This is a genomic window from Saccharibacillus deserti, from assembly GCF_013618475.1.
GTDB classification, from domain to species: Bacteria; Bacillota; Bacilli; order Paenibacillales; family Paenibacillaceae; genus Saccharibacillus; species Saccharibacillus deserti.
In genome coordinates, this window is record NZ_JABJVN010000001.1 from 180,381 (window position 1) to 203,294 (window position 22,914).

Sequence of the window (22,914 nt, forward strand, 5' to 3'; positions counted from 1 at the left end):
GGTCCGGCAGGGGCCGTACAGACGGCAAGCGGGCAGGAAAGGACTTCGCCGAAGAGATGCGAAGTCCTTTTGCTTGCAGGATTCGAAAGCACGGATAAGGGGAGAAGACGGTGGGCAGAATGGAAATATCGGCGGGCGGCGTCGTTTACCGGACAGAAGGCGGACGGCTGCAGATCCAACTGATCCAGGACCGCTACGGTAAAGTCTCGTTGGCCAAAGGCAAGCGTGAGCAGGGCGAGACGCCGCGCGAAGCGGCACTGCGCGAGATTCGCGAGGAGACCGGCATCGAAGGGCGGATCGTGGACCTCGTGGATATTATCCGCTATCAATACGAAAATGAAAAATACGGACTGGTCGACAAAGAAGTCCGTTATTATCTGGTCGAAGCGCTCGGCGGAGAACTGAGAGCCCAGCAGGAAGAGATCCGGGGCGTGGAATGGTTCTCTCCGGAAGAAGCGCTGATCCTGCACAAAAAATCGGGCTACGAGAACAATCATCCGATTCTGAGGTCGGCAATGGAGATGCTCGGCCTGAAGCTGTAGGGCCAAGGGACGGGCGGCAATTTGAGGAGGAAGCGATTTGGCAAAAGTCATATTGGACAAAAACCGGAAAAAGCGTCTTGAAGAAGGCCATCCGTGGATTTATAAAAGCGAGATCGCAGGGACGGAAGGCGAGATTGCGCCGGGCGATCTGGTCGAAGTGACCGATCACCGCGGCAAGCCGCTCGGTACGGGATATTACAATGCAAACTCGCAGATTACGGTGCGCCTGCTGTCTTACGGCCGTGTCGAAGCGATGGACGAGAACTTTTTCGCGTCCCGTTTCCGGGAATGTTTGCGCCACCGCGACCGTTTCGTCGAAGGCGACGCTTATCGCCTTGTCTACGGGGAAGCCGATTTTCTGCCGGGCTTGATCGTAGACCGCTTCGGCGGGGTGCTGGTCGTGCAGATCCTGACGCTTGGCATGGACCGCCGCCGCAGCGAAATCGTGAACGCGCTGGTCGAAGTGATGCGTCCGGTCGGCATTTACGAGCGCAGCGACGTATCCGTGCGTCTGCTTGAAGGACTGGAAGAGACGACGGGCGTGCTGCACGGCGAATGTCCGCGTCATGTGACCGTTGCGGAGAACGGCCTGCTGATCAAAGTGGATATCGAGCAGGGACAGAAAACGGGGTATTTCTTCGATCAGCGGGAGAACCGGGCTTCGACCCGTCCGCTGATGACCGGCTGGGGAGAGCGCAGCGGGATCGAACTGCAGGACGTGGAAGGCACGCGCCGACCCGTCAACAAAAACGGCAAAGTCGTCGACTTCCCTTATTGGGACGGCGCGACCGTATTGGAATGTTTTTCGCATACGGGCAGCTTTACGCTGCACGCCTGCGCCTACGGAGCCAAGAAAGTCACCTGCCTCGACATTTCGGCACACGCGATCGAAAGCGCCCGCGAGAATGTGCGCCTGAACGGTTTTGAAGACCGGGTGGAATTTGTCGTGGCCGATGCTTTCGATTATCTGCGCGAGAATGTCAAAGGAATCGAAGAACGCAAACGCCGCTCGGAAGGCACGTCCAAAGTCGATACGTCGGTTCCGATGCCGGCCGGCGGCGGCCGCAGCTGGGATGTCGTTATTCTCGATCCTCCGGCATTTGCCAAGACCCGCACGGCGGTCAAAGGTGCGGTGCGCGGATACAAAGATATCAATCTGCACGGGATGAAGCTGGTCAGCGAAGGCGGCTATCTGGTTACGGCAAGCTGTTCGTACCATATGAAGCCGGATCTGTTTTTGGAAACGATCCACGAAGCCGCCCGGGATGCCGGCAAGACGCTGCGCCTGATCGAATGGCAGGCGGCAGGCAAAGACCATCCGCAGATCCTCGGCGTCGAAGAAGGACATTACCTGAAGTTCGCAATTTTCGAAGTCCGCAGCCGCTAAAGCCTTACGGAAAGGCAGAAGGATCGGCAGGTCCGAACAGCCATGGAAGATGGAAGAACCGCGTTTCGCCGACGGCGAAGCGCGGTTTTTTTGTCTCGATCGCCAGGCGCCTCTGCAAGGAAGCCCGGCCGGTTGCTTTCGGACCGGAGACGGATGAATTGAAATAGGCGGCCGATCGGCGTACGCTGGAAGAAACGGGAAAAGGTTCAAGAAGCAAACGCCTAAGGAGGAGAGCGAATGACGGACAACCGCAGCGGGGAAGAACAGGAGGCCCGGCAGGCCAAGGCGGGGGCTGCGGGAGATCGGGGGGACGAAACGTACGAAGCCGGCCGCGGGAGCGGGGATATTCGGACAAGGGCCGATTTGCGCCGCGAAATTCGGGCGATGCCGGGAGAAATTCTGCGGGACTTTGCCGCCGAGGTATGGAGCTGGACGGTCATTCTTTTTTTCTGGGCGGTGTGTACGGCAGCCGGAGGCTGGATCGGTTATTCCATTGGAGGAGGCCGCGATTCGATGTGGATCGGGATCGCCGCTGCCGCCGCGGTTTCTCCGATTCTGCTTGCTGTTTTGATCAGCTTCGACATGCCCCGGAAGGTCTGGCGCAGAATGAGGGGGAAGCGCTAAAACAGAGGATGGAACATTTGTTCCCGTTTTCTGTTTTTCTTCCGTCCGATGCGTTATAATGGATATAGGGAAATTTGAATCGAGATTGCAGAATAAGGAGGCCATCGGCCGATGACGTTGCAGATTAGAATCGGACGTTCCGGAAGCGGCAAAACGAGCCGGATTCTGGACGAGATCCGTACCAAAATGAAACAAGACCCGCTGGGTCCCCCCCTGCTGCTGATCGTACCGGAACAGTCCACGTTCCAGACGGAGTACGAGCTGTTTGCGGGTCGTGAAAACGGAGGAAGCCTGCGTGCCCAGGTAATGAGTTTTCACCGCCTCGCTTACCGGGTCATGCAGGAAACGGGAGGATCCGCCCTGACGGCTATCGGAGACGAAGGCAAACGGATGCTGCTGTACCGGCTGCTCAGAGAACGGCGGAGCGATCTGCGGTTGTTTGGCGCATCCAGCGAGCAGCCTGGATTTATCGCCAAACTCAACGATCTTTATACGGAGCTGAAGCGCTACAAAGTCGATTCCGCCGTGCTTGAAGAACATATGCGGGATCTGGTTTCCGCCGGGCACTCCCCGCTGCTGCGGGAAAAGCTCGAAGATGCGCTGCCGGTCTACCGCGACTTTGAAGAGAAACTTTCCGCATTGTACGTCGACTCGGAGGATACATTGATTCGCTTGGCCCGGCAGTTGGGCGATTCTTCGCTTGTCCACGGAGCGCAGATATGGATCGACGGATTTTACGGATTCACCCCGCGCGAATACGAAGTGCTCGGGGGACTGCTCGGGACCGCCCAATCGGTCGTCTGTTCGCTGACGCTGGACCGTCCTTACGACGGGGCCCATCAGCCGGGCGAACTGGATTTGTTTCACCAGACCGGCACGACCTACCGCAAGCTGCGCAAAATGGCCGAACTGCTGGGCATCGATTGCGAGACGCAAACCGCTCAAGAGGAAGAACTGCCGAGATTCGCGGCCAGTCCGCTGTTGGGACGGCTCGAGGCTAAGCTGCGAGTCGGCCGGGACATCGCGGCGGATAAGTCTGCGAAAGAAGCACTTTTGAATACGGACGGCGAAGCCGGAATCACGCTGCATGCAGCGGACAACCGGCGGGCCGAAGCCGATGCGGCAGCGCGGGAAATGCTGCGCCTGGCGCGCGAGCACGGAGCGAGATACCGCGATATGGCGGTGTTCGTACGGAACCTGGAAGATTACGAATCGGTTCTGGCTCCGGTGTTCGAAGATTACGGGATTCCCGTATTTACCGACCGCCGCAAAAGCGTGCTGCATCATCCGCTGGCCGAATTTGTGCGTGCCGCGCTTGATGTCGTTCAATACCGATGGAGATACGAGGACGTTTTCCGCTGCATCAAGACCGATCTGCTGCTGCCGGAAGACGGAATCACGCGCGCGGATATGGACCGGCTGGAAAACTTCGTGTTGGCTTCGGGAATCCGCGGCACGCGCTGGACAGACGGGCGCCCGTGGCGCGAAGCTCCCAAGATGTCGCTCGACGACGAAGGACGCCCGGTTGTGGAAGAAGAAGCGGAAGAGTCGGCGGCGCGCATGGCACGGCTGGAATCCTGCCGGGAGCGGATCGCGCTTCCGCTGGCCGCGTTTGAACGCCAACTGAGCAAAGCGGGTACGGCGCGTGCCATGTGCGAAGCCGTTTACCGGCTGCTCGACGCGGCGGAAGCGCCGCAGCGGCTCGACCGGATGGCGCGGGAAGCGGCGGACAGCGGCGATCCGCAGGCAGCCGATGTGCATCGGCAGATCTGGGGAGCCTTGATGGACCTGCTTGACCAGATCGCGGAGCTGATCGACGACGAGCCGGTGACGCCGCAGGAATTTGCGGGCATGCTGGAAACGGGAATTGCCGGTCTTACGCTGGGACTTGTGCCTCCGGCGCTTGATCGGGTGCTGCTCGGCGATATGGAGCGTACACGGCCGCTCGGCATCCAATATGCTTTTGTTCTTGGACTCAACGACGGCGTGGTGCCGCTGGCACCCGTGCAAAGCGGGCTCCTCAGCGAACCCGAGCGTGTCCGTCTGGCCGAGAGCGGATTGGAACTGTCTCCGGGTTCCGAGCGCCGTCTGCTCGACGAACGGCTGCTGGTCTATCATACGCTGACCAGTGCTTCGCACGGACTTTGGCTCAGTTATGCACTCAGCGACAATGAAGACAAGCCGCTGCTGCCGTCCGAAATCGTGCTGGATCTGCGTGCGGCGTTCCCGTTTATCCGAGAACGCCGCGAAAGCGCCCTGCCGATTGCCGGCATGAATCCGTCCGAGTACCGGCGGTTCGTGACGCGGCCCGAAGCGACGCTGCCGCACCTGCTGGTTCAGCTGCGTCTGTGGAAAGCGGGCTCGGAGATCGACCCGCTCTGGTGGGATGTGCTGAGCGCTTATCAGGAACGCCCGGAATGGGAAGCGCTGCTTGCGAGCCGCCTGGCGTCCTTGGTTTACACGAACGAATCGGATCGGCTGACCCGGGAAACGAGCCAGCGGCTCTACGGCCGGAAACTGCGCTCGAGCGTTTCGCGGATGGAGAAATTCACGGCATGCGCCTTCTCGCATTTCGCTTCGCACGGCCTGAAGCTCAAGGAACGGCAGCTGTACAAATTGAACGCTCCCGATATCGGGCAGCTGTTTCACGCGGCGCTGAGCGATATCGCCATGCGCCTGAAACTCGAGAACCGAAGTTGGGGTTCGCTGTCGGTCGAGGAATGTCTGGCCGAAGCGCGCACGGCCGTGGACAAGATTGCCCCGCGGCTGCAGGGCGAGATCTTGTTCAGTACAAGCCGATACGGTTATATTTCCCGCAAGCTGATGGATATTGTGGGCAGGGCTTCGGTGATTCTGGGCGAACAAGCCCGCCGGGGAGATTTCGAACCGCTCGGTATCGAATTGGACTTCGGCCCGGGCAAAGACCTTCCTCCGCTTGTATTCGAATTGGATAACGGATGCACGATGGAGATCGTGGGCCGGATCGACAGGGTCGATGTGGCGGAAGGCGAAGAAGGACTGCTGCTGCGGGTCATCGATTACAAATCGAGCGGCAAGGAACTGCATCTGCACGAGGTATATTATGGATTGTCGCTGCAGATGCTGACTTATATGGATGTACTGCTGACGAATGCCGAGCAGTGGATCGGAGCCCCGGCGATTCCGGCCGGAACGCTGTATTTCCATGTGCAGAACCCGCTGCTGGCTTCGGCCAACGGCATGGCGCGCGGCGAAGCCGAACGCGAGATGCTCAAACGGTTCAAGATGAAAGGTCTGGTCTTGGCCGATGCGGATGTCGTCGCCAAGATGGACCGGGAACTGACGACCGGACAGTCGCCCGTTATTCCGGTAGCCGTCAAAAAAGACGGAGGATTCTACAGCAGCTCGACCGTGGCCGATCCGCAGCAGTGGGATTCGCTGCTCAAAGGGGTGCGGCGCAACATCGCCGGAATCGGGCGGCGGATCACGGAAGGTGAATCCGAGGCCCGTCCGTACCGGATCCAGCAGGAAAAAGCCTGCGATTTCTGTCCGTACCATTCCGTCTGCCAGTTCGACGAAAGTCTGGACCACACAAGCTACAATCATTTGGGCAAACCGGGAAAAGACCGGATCTGGGACATGTTCCGCGAGGGAGACGGAGAGTCTTACAGGGAGGAGAAGCGATAAATGGGAATGACATATGCCGATAAACCGGCGGGCAGCCAATGGAGCGACGATCAATGGAAAGCGATTGCCGCTTCAGGAGGCAGCATGCTGGTCGCCGCGGCGGCCGGCTCGGGCAAAACGGCCGTGCTCGTCGAGCGGATTATACGCAAAATCACCGATCCTGCCGGAGGAACCGGGGTAGACCGGATGCTGATCGCAACTTTCACGAAAGCCGCGGCTTCGGAAATGCGGCAGCGGATTCGCGATGCCCTGAACAAAGAACTTGCGGCACAGCCGCAAAGCGAACATTTGAGAAGGCAGCTGTCTCTGCTGGGCCAGGCGTCGATTACGACGCTGCACTCGTTCTGTCTGGAAGTCATCCGCCGCCATTATACGCAGATTCCGCTTGATCCGGGATTCCGGATTGCCAATGAACACGAGAGCAAAATAATGCGGCAGGAAACGCTGGAAGAATTGTTCGAAGAACAATATGCGCGGCAAGAAGAAGGAAAGGAATTCCGGCGGCTGATCGACTGGTTCGGCGGCGAACGTTCCGACGAACCGGCTTTCGCGCTCGTTCAGCGCCTGTACGATTTCTCCCGAAGCCATCCCTGGCCGCAGCAGTGGCTTCGCGATTCGGCCGCGGAATTTCTCGTCTCCGACTCCGAAGCCCTCGGAGAAACGATTTGGGCGGCGAGTCTTGCTGCCGATGCGAGGCTGGAACTTGCGGGAACGGAGAATCTGCTGCGCCGCGCGTTCGAACTGGCCGTGTCGCCGGGGGGACCGGCTCCGTATGCGGAAGCGCTGCAGAGCGATCTCGACCAGCTGCAGCGGCTGCGGGGAGCTGCCGAGAGCGAACCTTGGCCGCGGCTGTACGCGCATTTCGAATCGGTGTCGTTTGTGACGCTCAAACGGATCAGCGTCAAGGATGCTTATGATCCGGAACTTCAGAAGCAGGTCAAAGACCTCCGGGATGCCGCCAAAAAAGATCTGACGCGGATCAAGGATTTCTATTTCGGCCGCGAGCCGGAAGCTTTTCTTGCGGAACTGCATGAAACGGCGCCCCTTATGGCCGAGCTGGCCGAATTGACGATCGAATTCGGCGAACGTTACGCCAAGGCCAAAAAAGCCCGCAGCATGGTCGATTTTTCGGACTTGGAGCATTATTGTCTGCGTATTTTGCGCGATGCGGCTTCCGGACCCGGAAATCCGCTGCCGTCGGCCGCGGCTTTGGAATACCGCGAGCGCTTCGACGAAGTGCTGCTTGACGAATACCAGGATACCAACTCCGTTCAGGAAGAAATCGTCTCGCTGATCGCTCGCGAAGGAGCGGGCAACCGCTTTATGGTCGGCGACGTGAAGCAGAGCATTTACCGGTTCCGCCTGGCCGAGCCGGGATTGTTCCTGCACAAGTACAAAGCGTACGGCAGCGACTTCTCCTCGGGCGGCCTGCGCGTCGATCTGGCACGCAACTTCCGGAGCCGCCCGGAAGTGATCGAAGCCGTCAACGGCATTTTCCGCCGGATTATGAACGAACGGGTAGCGGAGATCGAGTATGACGAACAGGCCGAGCTGTCTTATGGAGCCCTGTCTTATCCGCCGGCACAGGAGAACGAATATGCTCCGGAAGTGATGCTCATTGAACGCGAAGGAGCTTCCGGAGCGTCGGAATCGGACGAAAGCTTGGAAACCGAGAGTCCGTTTGCCGTCGAGATGGCGGAGATCGAGACGGCCCGGCTGGAAGCCCGGGCCATAGCGGCGCGTATTCACGAATTGACGGGTCAAATCGAAGGCCGCGATCCGCTGAACGTTTACGATAAAGCGGCGGGCGGACTTCGCCCTGCCGGTTACGGAGATATGGTTATTCTGCTGAGGGCGGTAAGCGCTTGGGCGCCGATGATGATCGAGGAATTGAGGCTCGCCGGTATTCCGGCGGTGGGGGATGCGGCCAAAGGATACTTTGATGCGACGGAAGTCGAAATTGCGATGTCGCTGCTGCAAATTATCGACAACCCGCAGCAGGATATTCCGTTTGCCTCCGTTTTGCGCTCGCCGATTGTCGGGTTGACGGAAGACCAGTTGGCACGGATTCGTTTGGCGGGTCCCCGTCTGTCGTTCTACGATGCGGTATGCGCGGCTGCGGAAAGCGGGGAATCTTCCGAAGAGGCGGCGGCCGCCGATGCGGACAAACGTTTCCCGGGCGACCCGGCTGCCGCTTATGCGGCCGTGCGGCCGGGAGAAGAGAGCGGACCGATCGAAGCTTCTCTGGCCGGTTCGCTGCGCAGCTTTCTGGCTTCGCTTGAACGCTGGCGTTCGATGGCGAGAAACGGCGAACTCAGCGAGCTGATCTGGACGTTGTACCGCGAAACGGGCTACGCCGATTGGGTGGCCGGACTTCCGGGCGGTACGCAGCGTCGTGCCAATCTGCTTGCGCTCTACAACCGGGCGGTTCAGTTCGAGAAATCGACATCCGCACAGGGTTTGTTCCGTTTTCTGCGTTTTGTCGAGCGTCTTCGGGAAAACGGCGGCGATCTGGCCGAAGCGCCTTCGGAATCGGTGCAGGATTCGGTCCGGATCATGACGATTCACAAAAGCAAAGGGTTGGAATTTCCGGTTGTCTTCATTGCGGGCATGTCGAAAAACTTCAACATGCAGGATTTGAACGCGCCGTTCATGATGCACAAAGAACTGGGATTCGGTCCGCGTTTTGTGGACGAGGCAAGCCGGGTCGGTTATCCGACGCTGCCGGCTCTGGCTATTCGAAGAAAAATGCATATGGAGCTTCTGGCGGAAGAAATGCGGGTGCTTTACGTCGCCTTGACCCGTCCTCGGGACAAAATGATTCTGACGGCATCGGTCAAAGATCTGCCCAAACGGATCTCGGCCTGGATCCAGTCTTCGGGCGGTGGGGAAGGAATCGAAGACTATACGCTGGCCAAAGCCAGATCTTATATGGACTGGGTCGGACCGGCTCTGATCGGGGACCCCGGGGCTGCGAAATGGATTTTTTCCGTCCGCAGCGGCGACGCGGAACTTGCCGCCGAGCGCGATGGAGACGAGCGGCATGCCGAGCGGATTCAGCAGTTGAAAGCGATCATCTCGGGCGAGTCCGCAGGCGATCCGGGTCGGCGGAAAGAATTTGCGGATCGCTTCGCATGGCGCTATGCCCATGAAGCGGCGGGCGGCGCCGCAGCGAAGACTTCGGTAACGGAGATCAAATCGCGCTTTGCGGGGGATGAATATCCGGCTGCCGATGCGCTTGAAGCTGCGCGTTTACTGGCAGGTCTGGCCGATGAAAGAGACGAGGAGGAGACGGCCTCGATAGCCGTTGAACCCGGAGCATCGAAACAAGCGCATCCGGACTCGGAAACTTCTTCCTCGACCTTGCAGCTGCGCCGTCCCCGTTTCATGGAGCGCAGCCGACTGACGGGAGCCGAGCGGGGGACCGCGTACCATACTTTGATGCAGCATCTGCCGCTGCGGCCGGACACCGGCGCCACTGAAGCCGCCGATACGCTGGCGGAACTGGTTCGCAAGCACATTTTGCTGCAGCCGGAAGCGGATACGGTAAATCCCGAAGACATTGCGGCTTTTATCCGCAGTGAAATCGGACGCCGTGCGGCAGCGGCGGATTGGGTTCGGCGGGAACTTCCTTTTAGCGCCGGCGTAGGTGCGGACGAAGAACTCGGAGCCCTTGTTCTTCCGCTGCAGGGAGGCGGCGCAAAAGGATGGATGCCGAACGGCCCGGATCCGGGCACAGCCGGAGAACGCCGGGTCAAGTTGGAGCGTCTGCCCGGTGAACGGGTGCTTGTCCAGGGCGTGCTCGACTGCCTGTTCCGCGAGAACGGAAAATGGATTCTGCTGGACTACAAGACCGACCGGCTGAAACCCGGCCGGGGAATCGACGAGCTGGCCGAACATTACCGGTTCCAGCTGGATTTCTACGCCCATGCAGTCGAAGATATGCTGGGCGAACCGGTTCATGAAAAGTGGCTGTACTTTTTTGACGCGGGAGAAGGCATCAGGCTTTGAAATCGGCTGCCCGCCGATCAATGCGTCTTTGACAAAGCCGGCTCGAACAGGAGCCGGCATTTATTTTTTGGGGTAAACCGATCGGATGGGGAATGAATACGGGAAGGGGCGCGAAACATGCGCGTGCTGCATACGGCGGACTGGCATCTGGGCAAGACACTGGAAGGCCGGAGCCGATTCGAAGAACAAGAAAAATTCATGGACGAGCTGGTCGATATTGTGCGCGGGGAAAAAGTGGATCTGATTCTGATGGCGGGGGACGTATACGATACGGTAAATCCTCCGGCGGCAGCCGAACAGCTTTTCTACGAAGGAGCGGCCCGAATCCGGGCGGAAGGCTGTCTGCTGGCGGCGATTGCAGGCAACCACGACCATCCGGAACGGGTGGCTTCGGTCCATCCGCTTGTCCAGGGCAGCGGAATTTCGCTTGTGGGACTACCGACTGAACAGGCTTTGAAATTGAACGTGGCGCGCACGGGCGAACAGGCCGTGATCGCGGCACTGCCTTATCCGTCCGAAGCCCGATTGAACGAGCTGCTGACGCTTGACGGAACGGACGAAAATTTGCTGCGCAAAGCTTACAGCGAGAGAGTCGGGCTGCTGATGCGCAAGCTTGCGGCCGGCTTCTCGCCGCGTACCGTCAATCTGGCGATGAGCCATATTTATGTACTCGGCGGGCTGGAATGCGATTCCGAACGGCCGATCCAGGTCGGAGGGGCCTACACCGTCGATCCGTCGGCGCTGGCCTGCGGAGCGCAGTATACGGCGCTGGGACATCTGCATCGTCCGCAGATCGTCAAAGGAGAAGGCATAATCCGCTACAGCGGTTCGCCGATTGCCTACAGTTTCTCGGAAGCGGGACAGACCAAATCGGTGATGCTGATGGATATCGAACCGGGCGGCGAGGCGAAGCTGCAAGAAATTTATTTGTCCTGCGGACGTCAGCTGGTGGAATGGAACGCGAAAGAAGGTCTCGGTCAGGTACGCGGTTGGTTGGACGAAGGTCGGGATGCCGGTGCGTTTATCGATTTGAGAATTACGCTGACCGAAGCGATGGCCTTAAGCGATATTCAATCGCTGCGGCGTGCCTGCGACGGCCTGGTACATATTCGCCCCGTGTATCCGCAGCTGGAGCAGGCGGATATGCCCGAAGAACGGGTCCGTCTGCCGATGCATGAACTGTTCAAGACCTTCTACCGCAGGCAGACCGGGGGAGCGGAACCGGACGACGCTCTGATCTCGCTGTTTATGGAACTTGCTGCCGACGAGCGGGAACATGCGGAAGGGGGAGAATCCGAATGAAGCCGATTACGCTCAGATTGTCCGGTCTGCAAAGTTACCGCGAAGCGCAGGAGATCGACTTCACCGAACTGTGCGAAACGGGACTGTTCGGAATTTTCGGCCCGACGGGAAGCGGCAAATCGACGGTGCTCGATGCGATCACGCTGGCGATGTACGGAAAAGTGGAGCGGGCTTACGGCGGTACGCAGGGGATCATGAACCATTCGGAAGACACGCTGTATGTCGCTTTTACCTTCGAACTGGAATCTTCGGCCGGCGTACGCCGATTTCGGGTGGAGCGGCGCTTCAAGCGGACCGGGGAAGTGTCGGTCAGCAACACGCTGAGCCGGTTTGTCGAGGTGAAACCGGAAGGCGACGAAGTCGTAGCCGACAAGCTGGCGGAAGTCACCAAAGCGGTAGAAGAACGGATCGGCTTGAAAATGGACGATTTCACCCGGGCCGTCGTACTGCCGCAGGGGAAATTCGCGGAATTCCTGTCGCTCAAAGGCAGCGACCGCCGGCAGATGCTTCAACGACTGTTTCACTTGGAACAGTACGGGGACCGTCTGATCCAAAAGTTGAGCCGCCGTGCCCGCGAAACGGAATCGGCGCTGCGCGCTTTGGAAGCCGAGCAGCAGGGGCTGGGTCTGGCTTCGGCTCAAGCGGTGAAAGAAGCGAAGGCTGCTCTGGAACAAGCCGACAAATCGGCGGACGCCCGGCGTAAAGCACTCGATGCGGCGGCCGAGGAACACGGCCGGTTCTCGCGCGTGCGCGAACGGGCGGGCGAACGCCGCGAAATTTCGGCGGCGCTCGCCCGGCTGCAGGAACGCGGCGATGCCGTCCGCGAACTGCAGGCGCGCACGGAGCGTGCGCGAGCGTCGGCGGCCCTTCTGCCGGCGCTGGAACGTTTCCGGATGGCCGCCGCGCATTCGGAAGAACGCGAGTCCGGGGCGAAGCGGCTCAAAAGCGAACTCGAGTCCGCCCGTGCGCGTGCGGACTCGGCCGTGTCGGCGGAAGCCGCCGCGCGCGAAGGGCTGGGAGCGGAAGAGCCGAAGCTGCTTCGGCGGACGGCGGAGCTGGAGCAGGCGCTTCAACTGGAGCGCGAGCTGATCGGGCTGCGCGAAGAAAGCGTGCGGCTGGAAAGCGGCCGCGAAGCGGCGGCTTCGAGTCTGGAGCGGGCGCGCGCCGAGGCGGATGAACTTCGGCGCAAGCTGGAGAAAGCGGCGGAGCTTCGCGCCGAACTGCAGCAGCAGCTCGACAGCTGCGAAGTGCGAAGTGCCGACCGGACCGAATTGGAAGAGGCCGGTCGGCTGGCGGATGCCATCGCCGCTCTGGAATCGCAGCTCCCCGAGATCCGCCGCGATCTGGAAGAAGCGCAGCGCCAGGAAAACGAAGCGGCTGCCGATCTGGCTTCGGGCCGGCGTTTGGAGCGCGAAGGCCGGGAAAGGCTTCGCGCAGCGGCCGAGCAGGCTTCCGCGCATGAAGAAGCCCTTGGCCTGTTCGATCTGGAACTGGCGGCGCTGATCGAAGCGGCCGCAGCCGAAGAAATGCGCCTGGAGCAGGCCGACCGGGAAGCCGCCAATCGCCGGATGGCCGCCGAACTGGCGCATGCCTTGACGGACGGCGAACCCTGCCTGGTCTGCGGCTCTGTGCATCATCCCCTGCCTGCGGCCGAAGATCTTTCCGCCGCTTCGGCCGCGGCTGAACTTGAACCGCTGCGCGCCCTGCAGGCAGACGCGCGCGGGCTGCGCCTCGCCGCCGCCGGCCTGCGGCAGGGCGCCGGGAAACTGGCCCGGCGTCTGCGCGAAGAACTGGCGCAGACGCCGGGCGGCTCCGCCGAAGAACCGGCGGAGCCCGGGTTCGGCTTCGCGTCCGAACCCGCAGACCGTTCCGCGCCTTCGACCGCGCGGAACTCCGGCTCGCCCGAAGATGCGAGCCCAACGGCTTCGCCGCAGGCCTGCGCGGCCGAATGGATCCGCCTGCAGGCCGCGGCCGAACGCTTCGAGCGCGAGTCCGCGCGGCTCGAAGCAGATTCGCGCGAAAGCGAACGGGCTCTGGCCTCCGCCGTCCGCGGAGCCGAAGCGCCGCGCGCGCGGCAGGATGCCGCTTCGCGCCAGCGTACGCGCGCCGAAGAGCGCCTGACGGAGCTGGAGCGGCGCTTGTCGGAATCGGAGCAGCGGTGGAACTCTTCGTTCGCCGCCCTGCGGCGGGAAGATCTCGGGCGGCGGCGGGAAGAAATCCGCCGCCGCGATACGCAGGCCGAAGAATTGAAGCGCAGGCTGGACAAGAGCGGACCGGTGATCCGAAGCATGGAAGAAGCGCTGAAATCGCATGAAGAAGCCGCTTCGCAAGCGCAGCAGGAGCTGGTTCGGTTTACGGCGCATGCCCAGGGGCGGGCAGAGCTGCTGCAGGAGAAAGAGCTGCGCCTGCGCGATGTATCCGGAGGTTCTTCCGCGGCCGACCTGCTGCGCGAAGTATCCGGGAATCTGACGGCGCTCCGCGCGGCGGCGGCGGCGGCTCGCGAAGCGCTCGAAGCGGCGCGGGAAGCTTGGCAGACGGCCGCCAACGCTTCCGCCGCGGCCGATCAGGCGGCCGTTTCTGCGGCCGAACACCGGGCGTCGGCCGAAACGGGCTGGAATGCGGCTTTGTCGGACTCCCTGTTCCCGAATGCCGAAGAAGTGGAAGCCGCACGGATGGACGATGCGGAAATCCGCGAAGCGGAGCGGCTTGTCCAAGCCCATCGGGAACGGGAAAGCGAATTGTCCGCGAGGCTGCGCGAACTGGAGAAGCTGCTCGGCGGGGAAGAACTGTCGGAGGAAGAGTGGCAGGCCTGCCTGGCCCGCCTGGAAGAAGCCCGTCTGCTGGACGAAGAAGCGCTGGCCGGCAAAGCCCGGGCGCTGCGAGACCTTGAAGATGTGTCGGCCAGACACGGGCGCTGGACCGAGCTTGAGCTCCTGCGGACCGAAGCGGCCGCCGAGTCGGAACGGCTGTCGAAGCTCCAGACCTGTTTCCGCGGCAATGCGTTCGTCGAGTACGTGGCCGAAGAGCAGTTGATCCAGATCAGCCGCGCCGCTTCCAGCCGTCTGCGTTTTCTGACCAAGCAGCGTTATTCGCTGGAAGTCGATTCCGGCGGCGGGTTTGTCGTCTGCGACGATGCCAACGGAGGCGTTCGCCGGCCGGTCTCCACGCTGTCGGGAGGAGAGACTTTCCTGACGTCGCTGTCGCTTGCGCTTGCGCTGTCGGCCCAGATCCAGCTTCGCGGCGAATACCCGCTGCAGTTCTTTTTCCTCGACGAAGGATTCGGTACGCTGGATCCCGAGCTGCTGGATACCGTGATTACCTCGCTCGAACATCTGCACAACGATCGGCTGTCGGTCGGGGTGATCAGCCACGTCCAGGAACTGCGTGCGCGTCTGCCGCGCCGTCTGATCGTCCAGCCTGCGGATCATGCCGGTGCAGGCTCCAGGGTCGTATTGGAAAAAATGTAGTCCAAAGATCGTGATTAGGATCACAGAGACAGATTCAACGGCTTGTTATAATACAGTCAGCCGACATCATATGAGGAGTACCCCGACCCGCAATCCGGCCAAACGTCCTGTGCGTTTGCCCCGAATTGCCGTTCAAGCAAGCAGATCCCGTTGGGATTTGCCGGGTGCTTCTTTTTTTTGTTTTTTTGTCGAATTGCCGGTACAATGGATACAGCAATCGGGCCAAGCGAATCGGGCCTCTTTTTCTTATACGAATATTTCGCGCGGTCTGCCGGCGGCAGTTTGTATGCGCCGCCGGGCAGCAGCCATTCCAAGGAGGAACCGACCATGAGCGAGACGATTTTCACGAAAATTATCGAAGGCAGCATTCCAAGCCAGAAAGTGTTCGAGAACGAGCGGATCTACGCTTTCCACGACATTCAGCCGGCGGCTCCCGTCCATGTGCTGATCGTACCCAAAAAGCCGATTCCGTCGCTGAACGAAATTGCCGACGAAGATCTGGCCGTGATCGGCGAAATTCATCGTGTAGCCGTGCAGCTGGCCGCAGAGCTCGGTATCGCGGAGAGCGGGTACCGCCTGATCAACAACTGCGGTGCCGACGGAGGACAAACGGTGTCCCATCTGCATTTTCATCTGCTCGGCGGAGCCAAGCTCGGGGCGCTGACGGGAATTTCCGGATCGCATCAGTAAAGAAGCGGACGGATCTGCGGCAGTCCAAGAAACATTGGGGCGTTTGCCCGGGAATCGAACTTTCTGCAAGGCTAATTCTCCCGGTTTTTAACAGCCGTAGGCCACCGGAAGCGCATCCAGCCGCACGTTAATCTTATCTGCACAGACTTTTTTATAAGCATTGACATCGACTTTAACATTCGCCTATAATGAAAGTTGATTAACCGTGTTATGCTCTTGGACGGTGTGGTCGGAGGGAGGGGAAACTGGTGTCTGAAACTAAAGTTCGCAAAAATGAGACTATTGATGCTGCTCTTCGCCGCTTTAAACGCTCTATTGCAAAAGACGGCGTGTTGGCGGAAGTCAAAAAGCGCAAGCATTATGAGAAGCCGAGCGTAAAGCGCAAGAAAAAGTCTGAGGCTGCTCGCAAAAGAAAGTTCTAAGATGTGTTTTGGCGTTTTTTTGTCGAGCTTTCGACAGCAAACACATCACTAGTAGGAGGATTTATTTTTTATGAATCTTAGCGAACGATTGAACGAAGATATGAAACAAGCCATGCGGAGTAAGGATAAATTCAAACTTTCGACCATACGAATGATTCGCGCAACGGTCAAGAACCAAGAGATCGATTTGAAGCGAACTTTGGATGACGCAGAAGTGCTTGATATTCTGAGTCGTGAAATCAAACAGCGCAAAGATTCCCTCCAAGAATTTCAAAAAGCAGGTCGTGACGATTTGGCTGAGACTGTCGAAGCCGAAATCGCTATTGTTGCTGAATACCTTCCCGCTCAGCTTGCTGAAGAAGAAGTTAAATCCATTGTACAGCAGACCATCCAGGAAACCGGTGCTTCTTCCAAAGCCGATATGGGCAAAGTCATGGCCGCGCTGATGCCGAAAGTCAAAGGACGCGCCGACGGGAAGTTGGTTAACCAAGTGGTTCAGCAGTACCTGCAATAAACGAGCGAACGAGCACCTTTCCGGTTTTCCGGAAGGGTGTTTTTGCTGCGCGCCGATTTTTTTTGCGAAACCGGGACTTTTTTGAAACGCCGGGCGAAAATGGACGTATATAAAGGGTGAGAGAATTTAGCTTTTTGTGCAGATCAAACAGAGGGAACGCGTTGGAAACTTCCGGTGTCGGGAAAGTCAATTCAGGAAAAGGAGGGGATTGGATGCTTAGACAAACGGGATCCAAGTGGTGGGTAGGTTTTGCCGCTGCGCTGTGGGGACTGGTGTGGATGGTCGGCATTCCGCTGATCGCCTGCACGTCTTTCGTCTCGACGGCGGCTGCCGCGGGAATTTCCGAAACAAGTTACGGTCTGCCGGCGCAGGCCGGACTGCTGTCGAGCGTGTCGGCCTTTCTGACGACGCCGGTCATGCTGACGCTTCTGCTGTTTATCGGATTTGCCGGTGTCCTGATCGAGCTGCTCGTGCCGGGACTTATTTTTCCGGGAGTGCTCGGAGTAAGCGCGTTTATTCTGTACTTTTTCGGAAGCACGTTTCAAGACTTGGCCGGACCTTACGTTTGGCTGCTGTTCGCGGTAGGCATTGTCTTGATGGCCCTTGAAGTGTTCCTGCCGAGTTTCGGGATACTGGGCCTGCTCGGAGGAGGCTCTCTGATAGGAGGAGTGGTTATGGCGGCATGGGCAACGGGACACGCCTTGCAAACGCTCGGGATCGCTTTCGTATTGGCCGCGGCGGCGGTAGGCATCGTCGTGTTCGTATTCAAGGAACGCGGAGTTTGGAACCGTTTTATTCTGAAAGACAGTTTGACGTCGGAAGCCGGCTACAACTCCGCGGTGACGCGCTTTGAACTGGTGGGCCGCGACGCGGTGACTCTGACGCCTCTTCGCCCGTCGGGCACGGTCCTGATCGACGGCGAACGGGTAGACGTCGTCAGCGAAGGCGGTTTTATCGAACGGGATAAAGCGGTTGTGATCGTCAAGACCGAAGGGGGCCGGGTCGTCGTGCAGGAGAAATGGCACAGCGGACTCGGTCCGATCGAACCGATCTGACCTTTTGGGAAACGGTTCGACCGACAGCAATCGGAACAACATAAAAGAATTCAAGCGGGCGCAGCCGGCGAAGAACCGGTGCCGCGGGTTTGGATTCTAAATTTGGAGGGGTACTTATGGCAGAAGCAGCCTGGATTACTCCGCTGCTGATCGTAGTAGTGGGCATTGTTCTTTTGAGCATTTTCTTCAGTTTTTTCCCGGTGGCCTTGTGGATTTCGGCGCTGGCTTCGGGTCTGCGCATCAGCATTATCACTCTGGTTGCCATGCGTCTGCGCCGCGTTACGCCGGCCCGGATCGTCAATCCGATGATCAAAGCGCACAAAGCCGGTTTGACCCTGACCATCAATCAGCTCGAGAGTCACTATCTGGCAGGCGGTAACGTCGACCGGGTCGTCAATGCTCTCATCGCGGCACACCGAGCCAATATTCCGTTGGAATTCGAACGGGCCGCAGCTATCGATCTGGCAGGCCGCGATGTGCTGCAGGCCGTACAAATGAGCGTTAATCCGCGCGTCATCGAGACGCCGAGCGTATCGGCCGTTGCCCGAAACGGGATCGAAGTCGTCGTTATCGCACGGGTTACGGTACGCGCGAACATCGACCGACTCGTCGGCGGTGCCGGCGAAGAGACCATTATCGCGCGTGTCGGCGAAGGGATTGTCACGACTGTAGGTTCCAGTGACACGCATAAGGAAGTTCTGGAGAATCCGGACAAGATTTCCCGTACCGTCCTTGAAAAAGGTCTGGATGCCGGCACGGCATTCGAGATTCTCTCGATCGATATCGCGGACGTGGATGTCGGCAAGAATATCGGCGCGTTCCTGCAAACCGAGCAGGCGGAAGCCGATAAGCGGATTGCCCAGGCAAAAGCCGAAGAACGCCGCGCGATGGCGGTAGCGGAAGAGCAGGAAATGAACGCACGCGTTGTCGAGATGAGAGCGCGCGTCGTCGAAGCCGAATCGGAAGTGCCGATTGCTATGGCCGAAGCGCTGCGCAACGGCAAACTCGGCGTAATGGATTATCTGAACATGAAAAATCTGGAAGCCGATACGGAAATGCGCGGGTCGCTCGGCGGCATAAACGTCACCCATGTCGATAAGCAGGATCCGAACAAGTAATCAGGCAGAACAGGAGGGGATGAAATGCCCCAGTTCTTGGAATGGATCGCGAGCAACCTCTTTATTGTTGTCATCATCGTAGGAGCCCTGTTCTCGGTATTCAGCAAAAAAAAAGGCAGGCCGGATAGAGGAGCCGAGCCGTTTGGCGGACGAGGAGCTTCCGCGCAGAGTAGGTCGGCGGCGCCTTCGCTCCCGGCCGAAGAAACGGGTCGCCGCTCCCCGTTCGGACGAGAGCCTCTGCCTACCGATAGCCGGGCCGATGTCCGCAGAGCGGAATCGGAGAAGCGTCTGGACGAACGGACGGGGCGGACCGACCTTGAACAGGCTGCCCGTCAGATGCACGAGGAAATCGAGAAAAGACTGCGGGAAAGCCGGGCGACGCAGCGGCGTAACCCAAGCGTACCGAACGCGGTGCGCGAAACGGACCGCACCACTAGCCGGGGAACCGGGAACCGGCCGCAAACGGCCGCTTCCTATCGTCAGGTTTCGCACAAGGAAACGTCCGCGCCGGCGCTTCCGACCGCACAGCTGTTTGCCAAGCCTACGGCGAATGATCTGCGCAAAGGTGTTTTATGGGCGGAAATTCTCGGAGCGCCGCGTTCGAGAAAACCGTACTCTTCCGGACGCAGGTAATGCCGCCTGGTCTGCGCATATGGACGGCAGGCTGCCGGCCTTTTCCGTCATCGACGGAAAAGGCCGGCTTTTTGCGCTCGCGGAGCGAAGAAAACCCTGCCGAAATCTTTTGCATGGGAACTCTTAGAATGGTAAAGTTGAGGAATAAGAACACTTAACCCGGCATCCGGCCGTATACCGGGCACCGGAACAGGTGCCGAAGACGGAAAATTATATCGATTAAGGAGACTGAGAGCTTTTGACAGAACAGACGAGAAGCATCAAGATTCCGCTGCATAACGCGGGAGAGGGATTGGCCCTGTTTGGTCCGCAGGATACGTACTTGAAACTGATCGAACGTCAATTCGAGGCCCGGATCGACAGCCGTGAAGAAGAAATCGGTATACACGGACCCCAACAGGAGACGGATCAATTGGAGCAGCTGTTCGACGTGCTTCTTCAGTTGGTGCGCAACGGGTACAACCTGACCGAACGCGACGTCCAGTACGCTCTGGATCTGGCCAAGGAATTCCGCGCCGATCAACTGCTCGACTTGTTCAAAGGAGAGATTGCGCTGACGTTCCGCGGCAAGCCGATTCGTCCCAAAACGATCGGTCAGAAGCATTACGTCACGACAATCAAGAAAAAAGACATCGTGTTCGGTATCGGTCCTGCCGGTACCGGCAAAACATATTTGGCTGTCGTATTGGCTGTAACCGCGCTTAAAGAAGGGCTGGTCAAGCGAATCGTACTGACGCGTCCGGCTGTCGAGGCGGGAGAAAGTCTGGGATTCCTGCCGGGCGATCTGCAGGAAAAAGTGGATCCTTACCTGCGGCCGCTGTATGATGCGCTGTATGATGTGATGGGCACCGAACAGGTGGCCAAAGCGCTGGAGCGGGGATTGATCGAGATTGCGCCGCTTGCCTACATGCGCGGCCGCACATTGGACGACTCGTTTATTATTTTGGACGAAGCGCAGAACACGACGCCGGAACAGATGAAAATGTTCCTGACCCGGATCGGGTTCGGTTCGAAGATGGTCATTACGGGCGACGTGACGCAGATCGATCTGCCGCGCGGCAAAAAATCCGGTCTGGTCGAAGCCCGTCTGATCCTGAACGAAATTTCCGATATCGGCTTTGTGACGTTTGCCCAGGAAGATGTCGTCCGCCATTCGATCGTGCAGAAGATCATCGTGGCTTACGAGAAAGCGGCGGAAAGCATCGAATAAACCCAGCAGTCTAATACCGGAGGTTCTTCCATATGGCTTCAAAAGAAAAATGGAAAAGAAAAGCCGATCCCAAGCTTTCCGGCTGGAAGAACAGCGGCGTTTTCAAACTGTCGTTGTTCGCCCTGCTGACGCTGATGTTCTATATCGGGTTGGCTTCCAAACTGCTGCCCGAGAAATACGATATTCAGGTCAATATGCCAAGCGACAAGGAAATTCTGGCTCCGGCACAGATTCCCAACAGCAAAGCGACGCTGCAGGCCCAGGAAGAGGCGGCGGACAAAGTTCAGCAGACGTACCGGATCGTGCCGCTGCGAAACGATATGCTGGTCAGCCAGCTGCTCGACCGGATCGATACCCTGAATCAGGACGATCAGCTGACGGATGCGAACAAGATTGAGATCTACCGGGAAGAACTGCCCCAGAAAGTCGGACAGTTCATGGCCAACTCTATCCGCAACAGCGGCAGCAGCGGAGCGTATTCTTCCGCGCTGCTGCAGGAGGTCCGTACCCGGGTCAGCGAACAGGAATACGATATTCCCGAAGAAACCTTCTACAAAATCCCGGCCCTGAGTCCGGTGCAAATCCAGCAGATGAAATCGGAAGCGACCGAGATCGTGTCGCGTCTGATGAGCGACCAGGTGACCGATGCGCAGACGGCCCGTGCCCAGGTTGCGGAATTTGTCAGCCGCAGTACGCTGACCGACCGTACCTCGCGCGAGGTGGTTCAGGAGCTGATCAAGCTTTCGATTACGCCCAACCGTTTTTATGACGAAGAAGCGACCAAGGAAGCTGCGGTGCAGGCCCGCGAAAATACCGAAACGGTCTATATCGAACAAGGCGAGGTACTCGTGCAGCGCGGCGAGATGATTACCCAGGACATGTACAATCTCCTCAAGGAGAACGACATGCTGAAGACGGAGATCAATTATTGGCCTCAGTTGGGGCTGCTTCTTCTGTCGGGACTTCTGGCACTCGGGATGTTCCTGTTTACCCGCCAGAGCGGAAGTGCTTTCCAATACGGCAATCCCCAGCTGCTGATGATTGTACTGATCTACTTTATCATGCTGATTGCGATGCATTTGACGGCGCTCGTTCAGAGCGATACGTCGCGGTATGTCGGCTATTTGGCGCCTGTGGCGATCGGCTGTACGCTGATCACGCTGCTGCTGAATAACTCATTCGCTTATTTCAGCGCCGTTATTTTTTCGGTGCTGGCCAGTATTGTACTGAATGCGGGACAGACGGGCAGCGATATTTTCGATTTCCATTTCGGCTTTTATACGCTGGTCGTTTCGTATGCCGCCATCTTCACGGTCCATCGGGCCAGCCAGCGTTCCACGATCCTCAAAGCGGGGATCATGGTCAGTTTATTCGGAGCGATGACGGTACTGGCGCTTTCCCTGATCGGAGATGCCGATCCGGGGCGCAGCACCATTTTGTATCCGGTCGCTTTCGCATTGGCCGCAGGCCTGCTGACCGCTATTCTCGCGATCGGGCTGATGCCGTTCTTTGAAGTGACCTTCGGCATTTTGTCGGCGCTCAAGCTTGTCGAGCTGTCGAATCCGAACCACCCGCTGCTGCGCAAACTGCTGATCGAGACGCCGGGAACCTATCATCACAGCGTCATGGTCGGCAATCTGTCGGAAGCGGCCGCCGAAGCGATCGGAGCGGACGGCCTGCTGTGCCGGGTCGGTTCGTATTATCATGATATCGGCAAGACCAAACGTCCAAGTTACTTTATCGAAAATCAGAATAATATCGAAAACCCGCACGATTCCATCGATCCCAAACTGAGCAAGTCGATTATCGTGGCCCATGCGCGCGACGGTGTGGAAATGTTAAAAGAGTACAAACTGCCCAAGCGGATTCGGGATATCGCGGAGCAGCATCACGGGACGACTTTCCTGTACTTTTTCTATCAAAAAGCGCTGAAGTTGGCAGAGGAGCGAGGCGTCGAGCCTGACTTCACGGAAGCGGAATTCCGCTATCCCGGACCGAAAGCCCAATCGAAAGAAGCGGCCGTGGTCGGCATTGCGGACAGCGTCGAAGCGGCGGTACGCTCCCTGCATAAACCGACAATCGATCAAGTGGAATCGATGATCGGCAAGATCATCAAAAGCCGCCTGGACGACCAGCAGTTCAACGAGTGCGATATTACGCTCAAAGAGCTGGATGTGGTCTCCAAGACGCTCAAAGAAGCCGTAATGGGAATCTTCCATTCGCGGATCGAATATCCCGAAGAGGTCAAGCCCAAGACAAAGGAGAATTGAAGC

Annotated in this window: 15 protein-coding genes; all 15 read left to right on the forward strand. The window is 58.7% G+C overall.

Translation table 11 applies throughout. The annotated features are described in order from the left end of the window. The first annotated feature begins 119 nt into the window (after positions 1-119). The gene (locus HOP44_RS00820) at positions 120-542 is read left to right on the forward strand and encodes an NUDIX hydrolase (RefSeq protein WP_172251481.1); all 423 of its coding nucleotides are present in this window, start codon (positions 120-122) and stop codon (positions 540-542) included. A gap of 37 nt (positions 543-579) precedes the next feature. Continuing rightward, positions 580-1,929: a class I SAM-dependent rRNA methyltransferase gene (locus HOP44_RS00825; RefSeq protein WP_172249714.1), complete on the forward strand. Its 1,350-nt coding sequence runs from the start codon at positions 580-582 to the stop codon at positions 1,927-1,929. Between the two features lie 237 nt (positions 1,930-2,166). Next, the gene (locus HOP44_RS00830; RefSeq protein WP_172249716.1) at positions 2,167-2,553 is read left to right on the forward strand and encodes a hypothetical protein; all 387 of its coding nucleotides are present in this window, start codon (positions 2,167-2,169) and stop codon (positions 2,551-2,553) included. Between the two features lie 111 nt (positions 2,554-2,664). Next, positions 2,665-6,219 carry a helicase-exonuclease AddAB subunit AddB gene (gene addB / locus HOP44_RS00835; protein WP_172249718.1) on the forward strand — a complete coding sequence of 1,185 codons (3,555 nt, stop codon included), beginning with the start codon at positions 2,665-2,667 and terminating at the stop codon, positions 6,217-6,219. After that, the gene (gene addA / locus HOP44_RS00840) at positions 6,220-10,230 is read left to right on the forward strand and encodes a helicase-exonuclease AddAB subunit AddA (RefSeq protein WP_172249720.1); all 4,011 of its coding nucleotides are present in this window, start codon (positions 6,220-6,222) and stop codon (positions 10,228-10,230) included. It abuts the gene before it with no gap. Positions 10,231-10,347: 117 nt separating this feature from the next. After that, positions 10,348-11,532, forward strand: coding sequence for an exonuclease SbcCD subunit D (locus HOP44_RS00845; RefSeq protein WP_172249722.1), 1,185 nt, complete (start codon positions 10,348-10,350; stop codon positions 11,530-11,532). Continuing rightward, the gene (locus HOP44_RS00850; protein WP_172249724.1) at positions 11,529-14,999 is read left to right on the forward strand and encodes an AAA family ATPase; all 3,471 of its coding nucleotides are present in this window, start codon (positions 11,529-11,531) and stop codon (positions 14,997-14,999) included. The genes HOP44_RS00845 and HOP44_RS00850 overlap by 4 nt, the downstream gene beginning before the upstream one ends. Positions 15,000-15,326: 327 nt before the next feature. Next, positions 15,327-15,689, forward strand: a complete 363-nt coding sequence (locus HOP44_RS00855; protein ID WP_172249726.1) for a histidine triad nucleotide-binding protein — start codon at positions 15,327-15,329, stop codon at positions 15,687-15,689. Positions 15,690-15,937: 248 nt separating this feature from the next. Then, positions 15,938-16,111 (forward strand): 30S ribosomal protein S21, encoded by a 174-nt coding sequence (rpsU, locus tag HOP44_RS00860; RefSeq protein ID WP_005547957.1) that lies wholly within the window; start codon positions 15,938-15,940, stop codon positions 16,109-16,111. A gap of 70 nt (positions 16,112-16,181) precedes the next feature. Then, positions 16,182-16,625, forward strand: a complete 444-nt coding sequence (locus tag HOP44_RS00865; protein ID WP_172194105.1) for a GatB/YqeY domain-containing protein — start codon at positions 16,182-16,184, stop codon at positions 16,623-16,625. A 212-nt stretch (positions 16,626-16,837) separates the two neighbouring features. Then, positions 16,838-17,680 (forward strand): NfeD family protein, encoded by an 843-nt coding sequence (locus tag HOP44_RS00870; RefSeq protein WP_172249728.1) that lies wholly within the window; start codon positions 16,838-16,840, stop codon positions 17,678-17,680. Between the two features lie 116 nt (positions 17,681-17,796). Continuing rightward, on the forward strand, positions 17,797-18,798 hold the full coding sequence (gene floA, locus HOP44_RS00875) for a flotillin-like protein FloA (RefSeq protein ID WP_172249730.1): 1,002 nt from the start codon (positions 17,797-17,799) through the stop codon (positions 18,796-18,798). A gap of 24 nt (positions 18,799-18,822) precedes the next feature. Beyond that, positions 18,823-19,431, forward strand: a complete 609-nt coding sequence (locus HOP44_RS00880) for a hypothetical protein (RefSeq protein ID WP_172249732.1) — start codon at positions 18,823-18,825, stop codon at positions 19,429-19,431. Between the two features lie 238 nt (positions 19,432-19,669). Continuing rightward, positions 19,670-20,641 (forward strand): PhoH family protein, encoded by a 972-nt coding sequence (locus tag HOP44_RS00885; RefSeq protein WP_172194109.1) that lies wholly within the window; start codon positions 19,670-19,672, stop codon positions 20,639-20,641. 32 nt (positions 20,642-20,673) lie between these two features. After that, entirely contained in the window at positions 20,674-22,911 is a 2,238-nt protein-coding gene (locus HOP44_RS00890; RefSeq protein ID WP_172249734.1) for an HD family phosphohydrolase, read from the forward strand. The last annotated feature ends 3 nt before the right edge of the window (positions 22,912-22,914 follow it).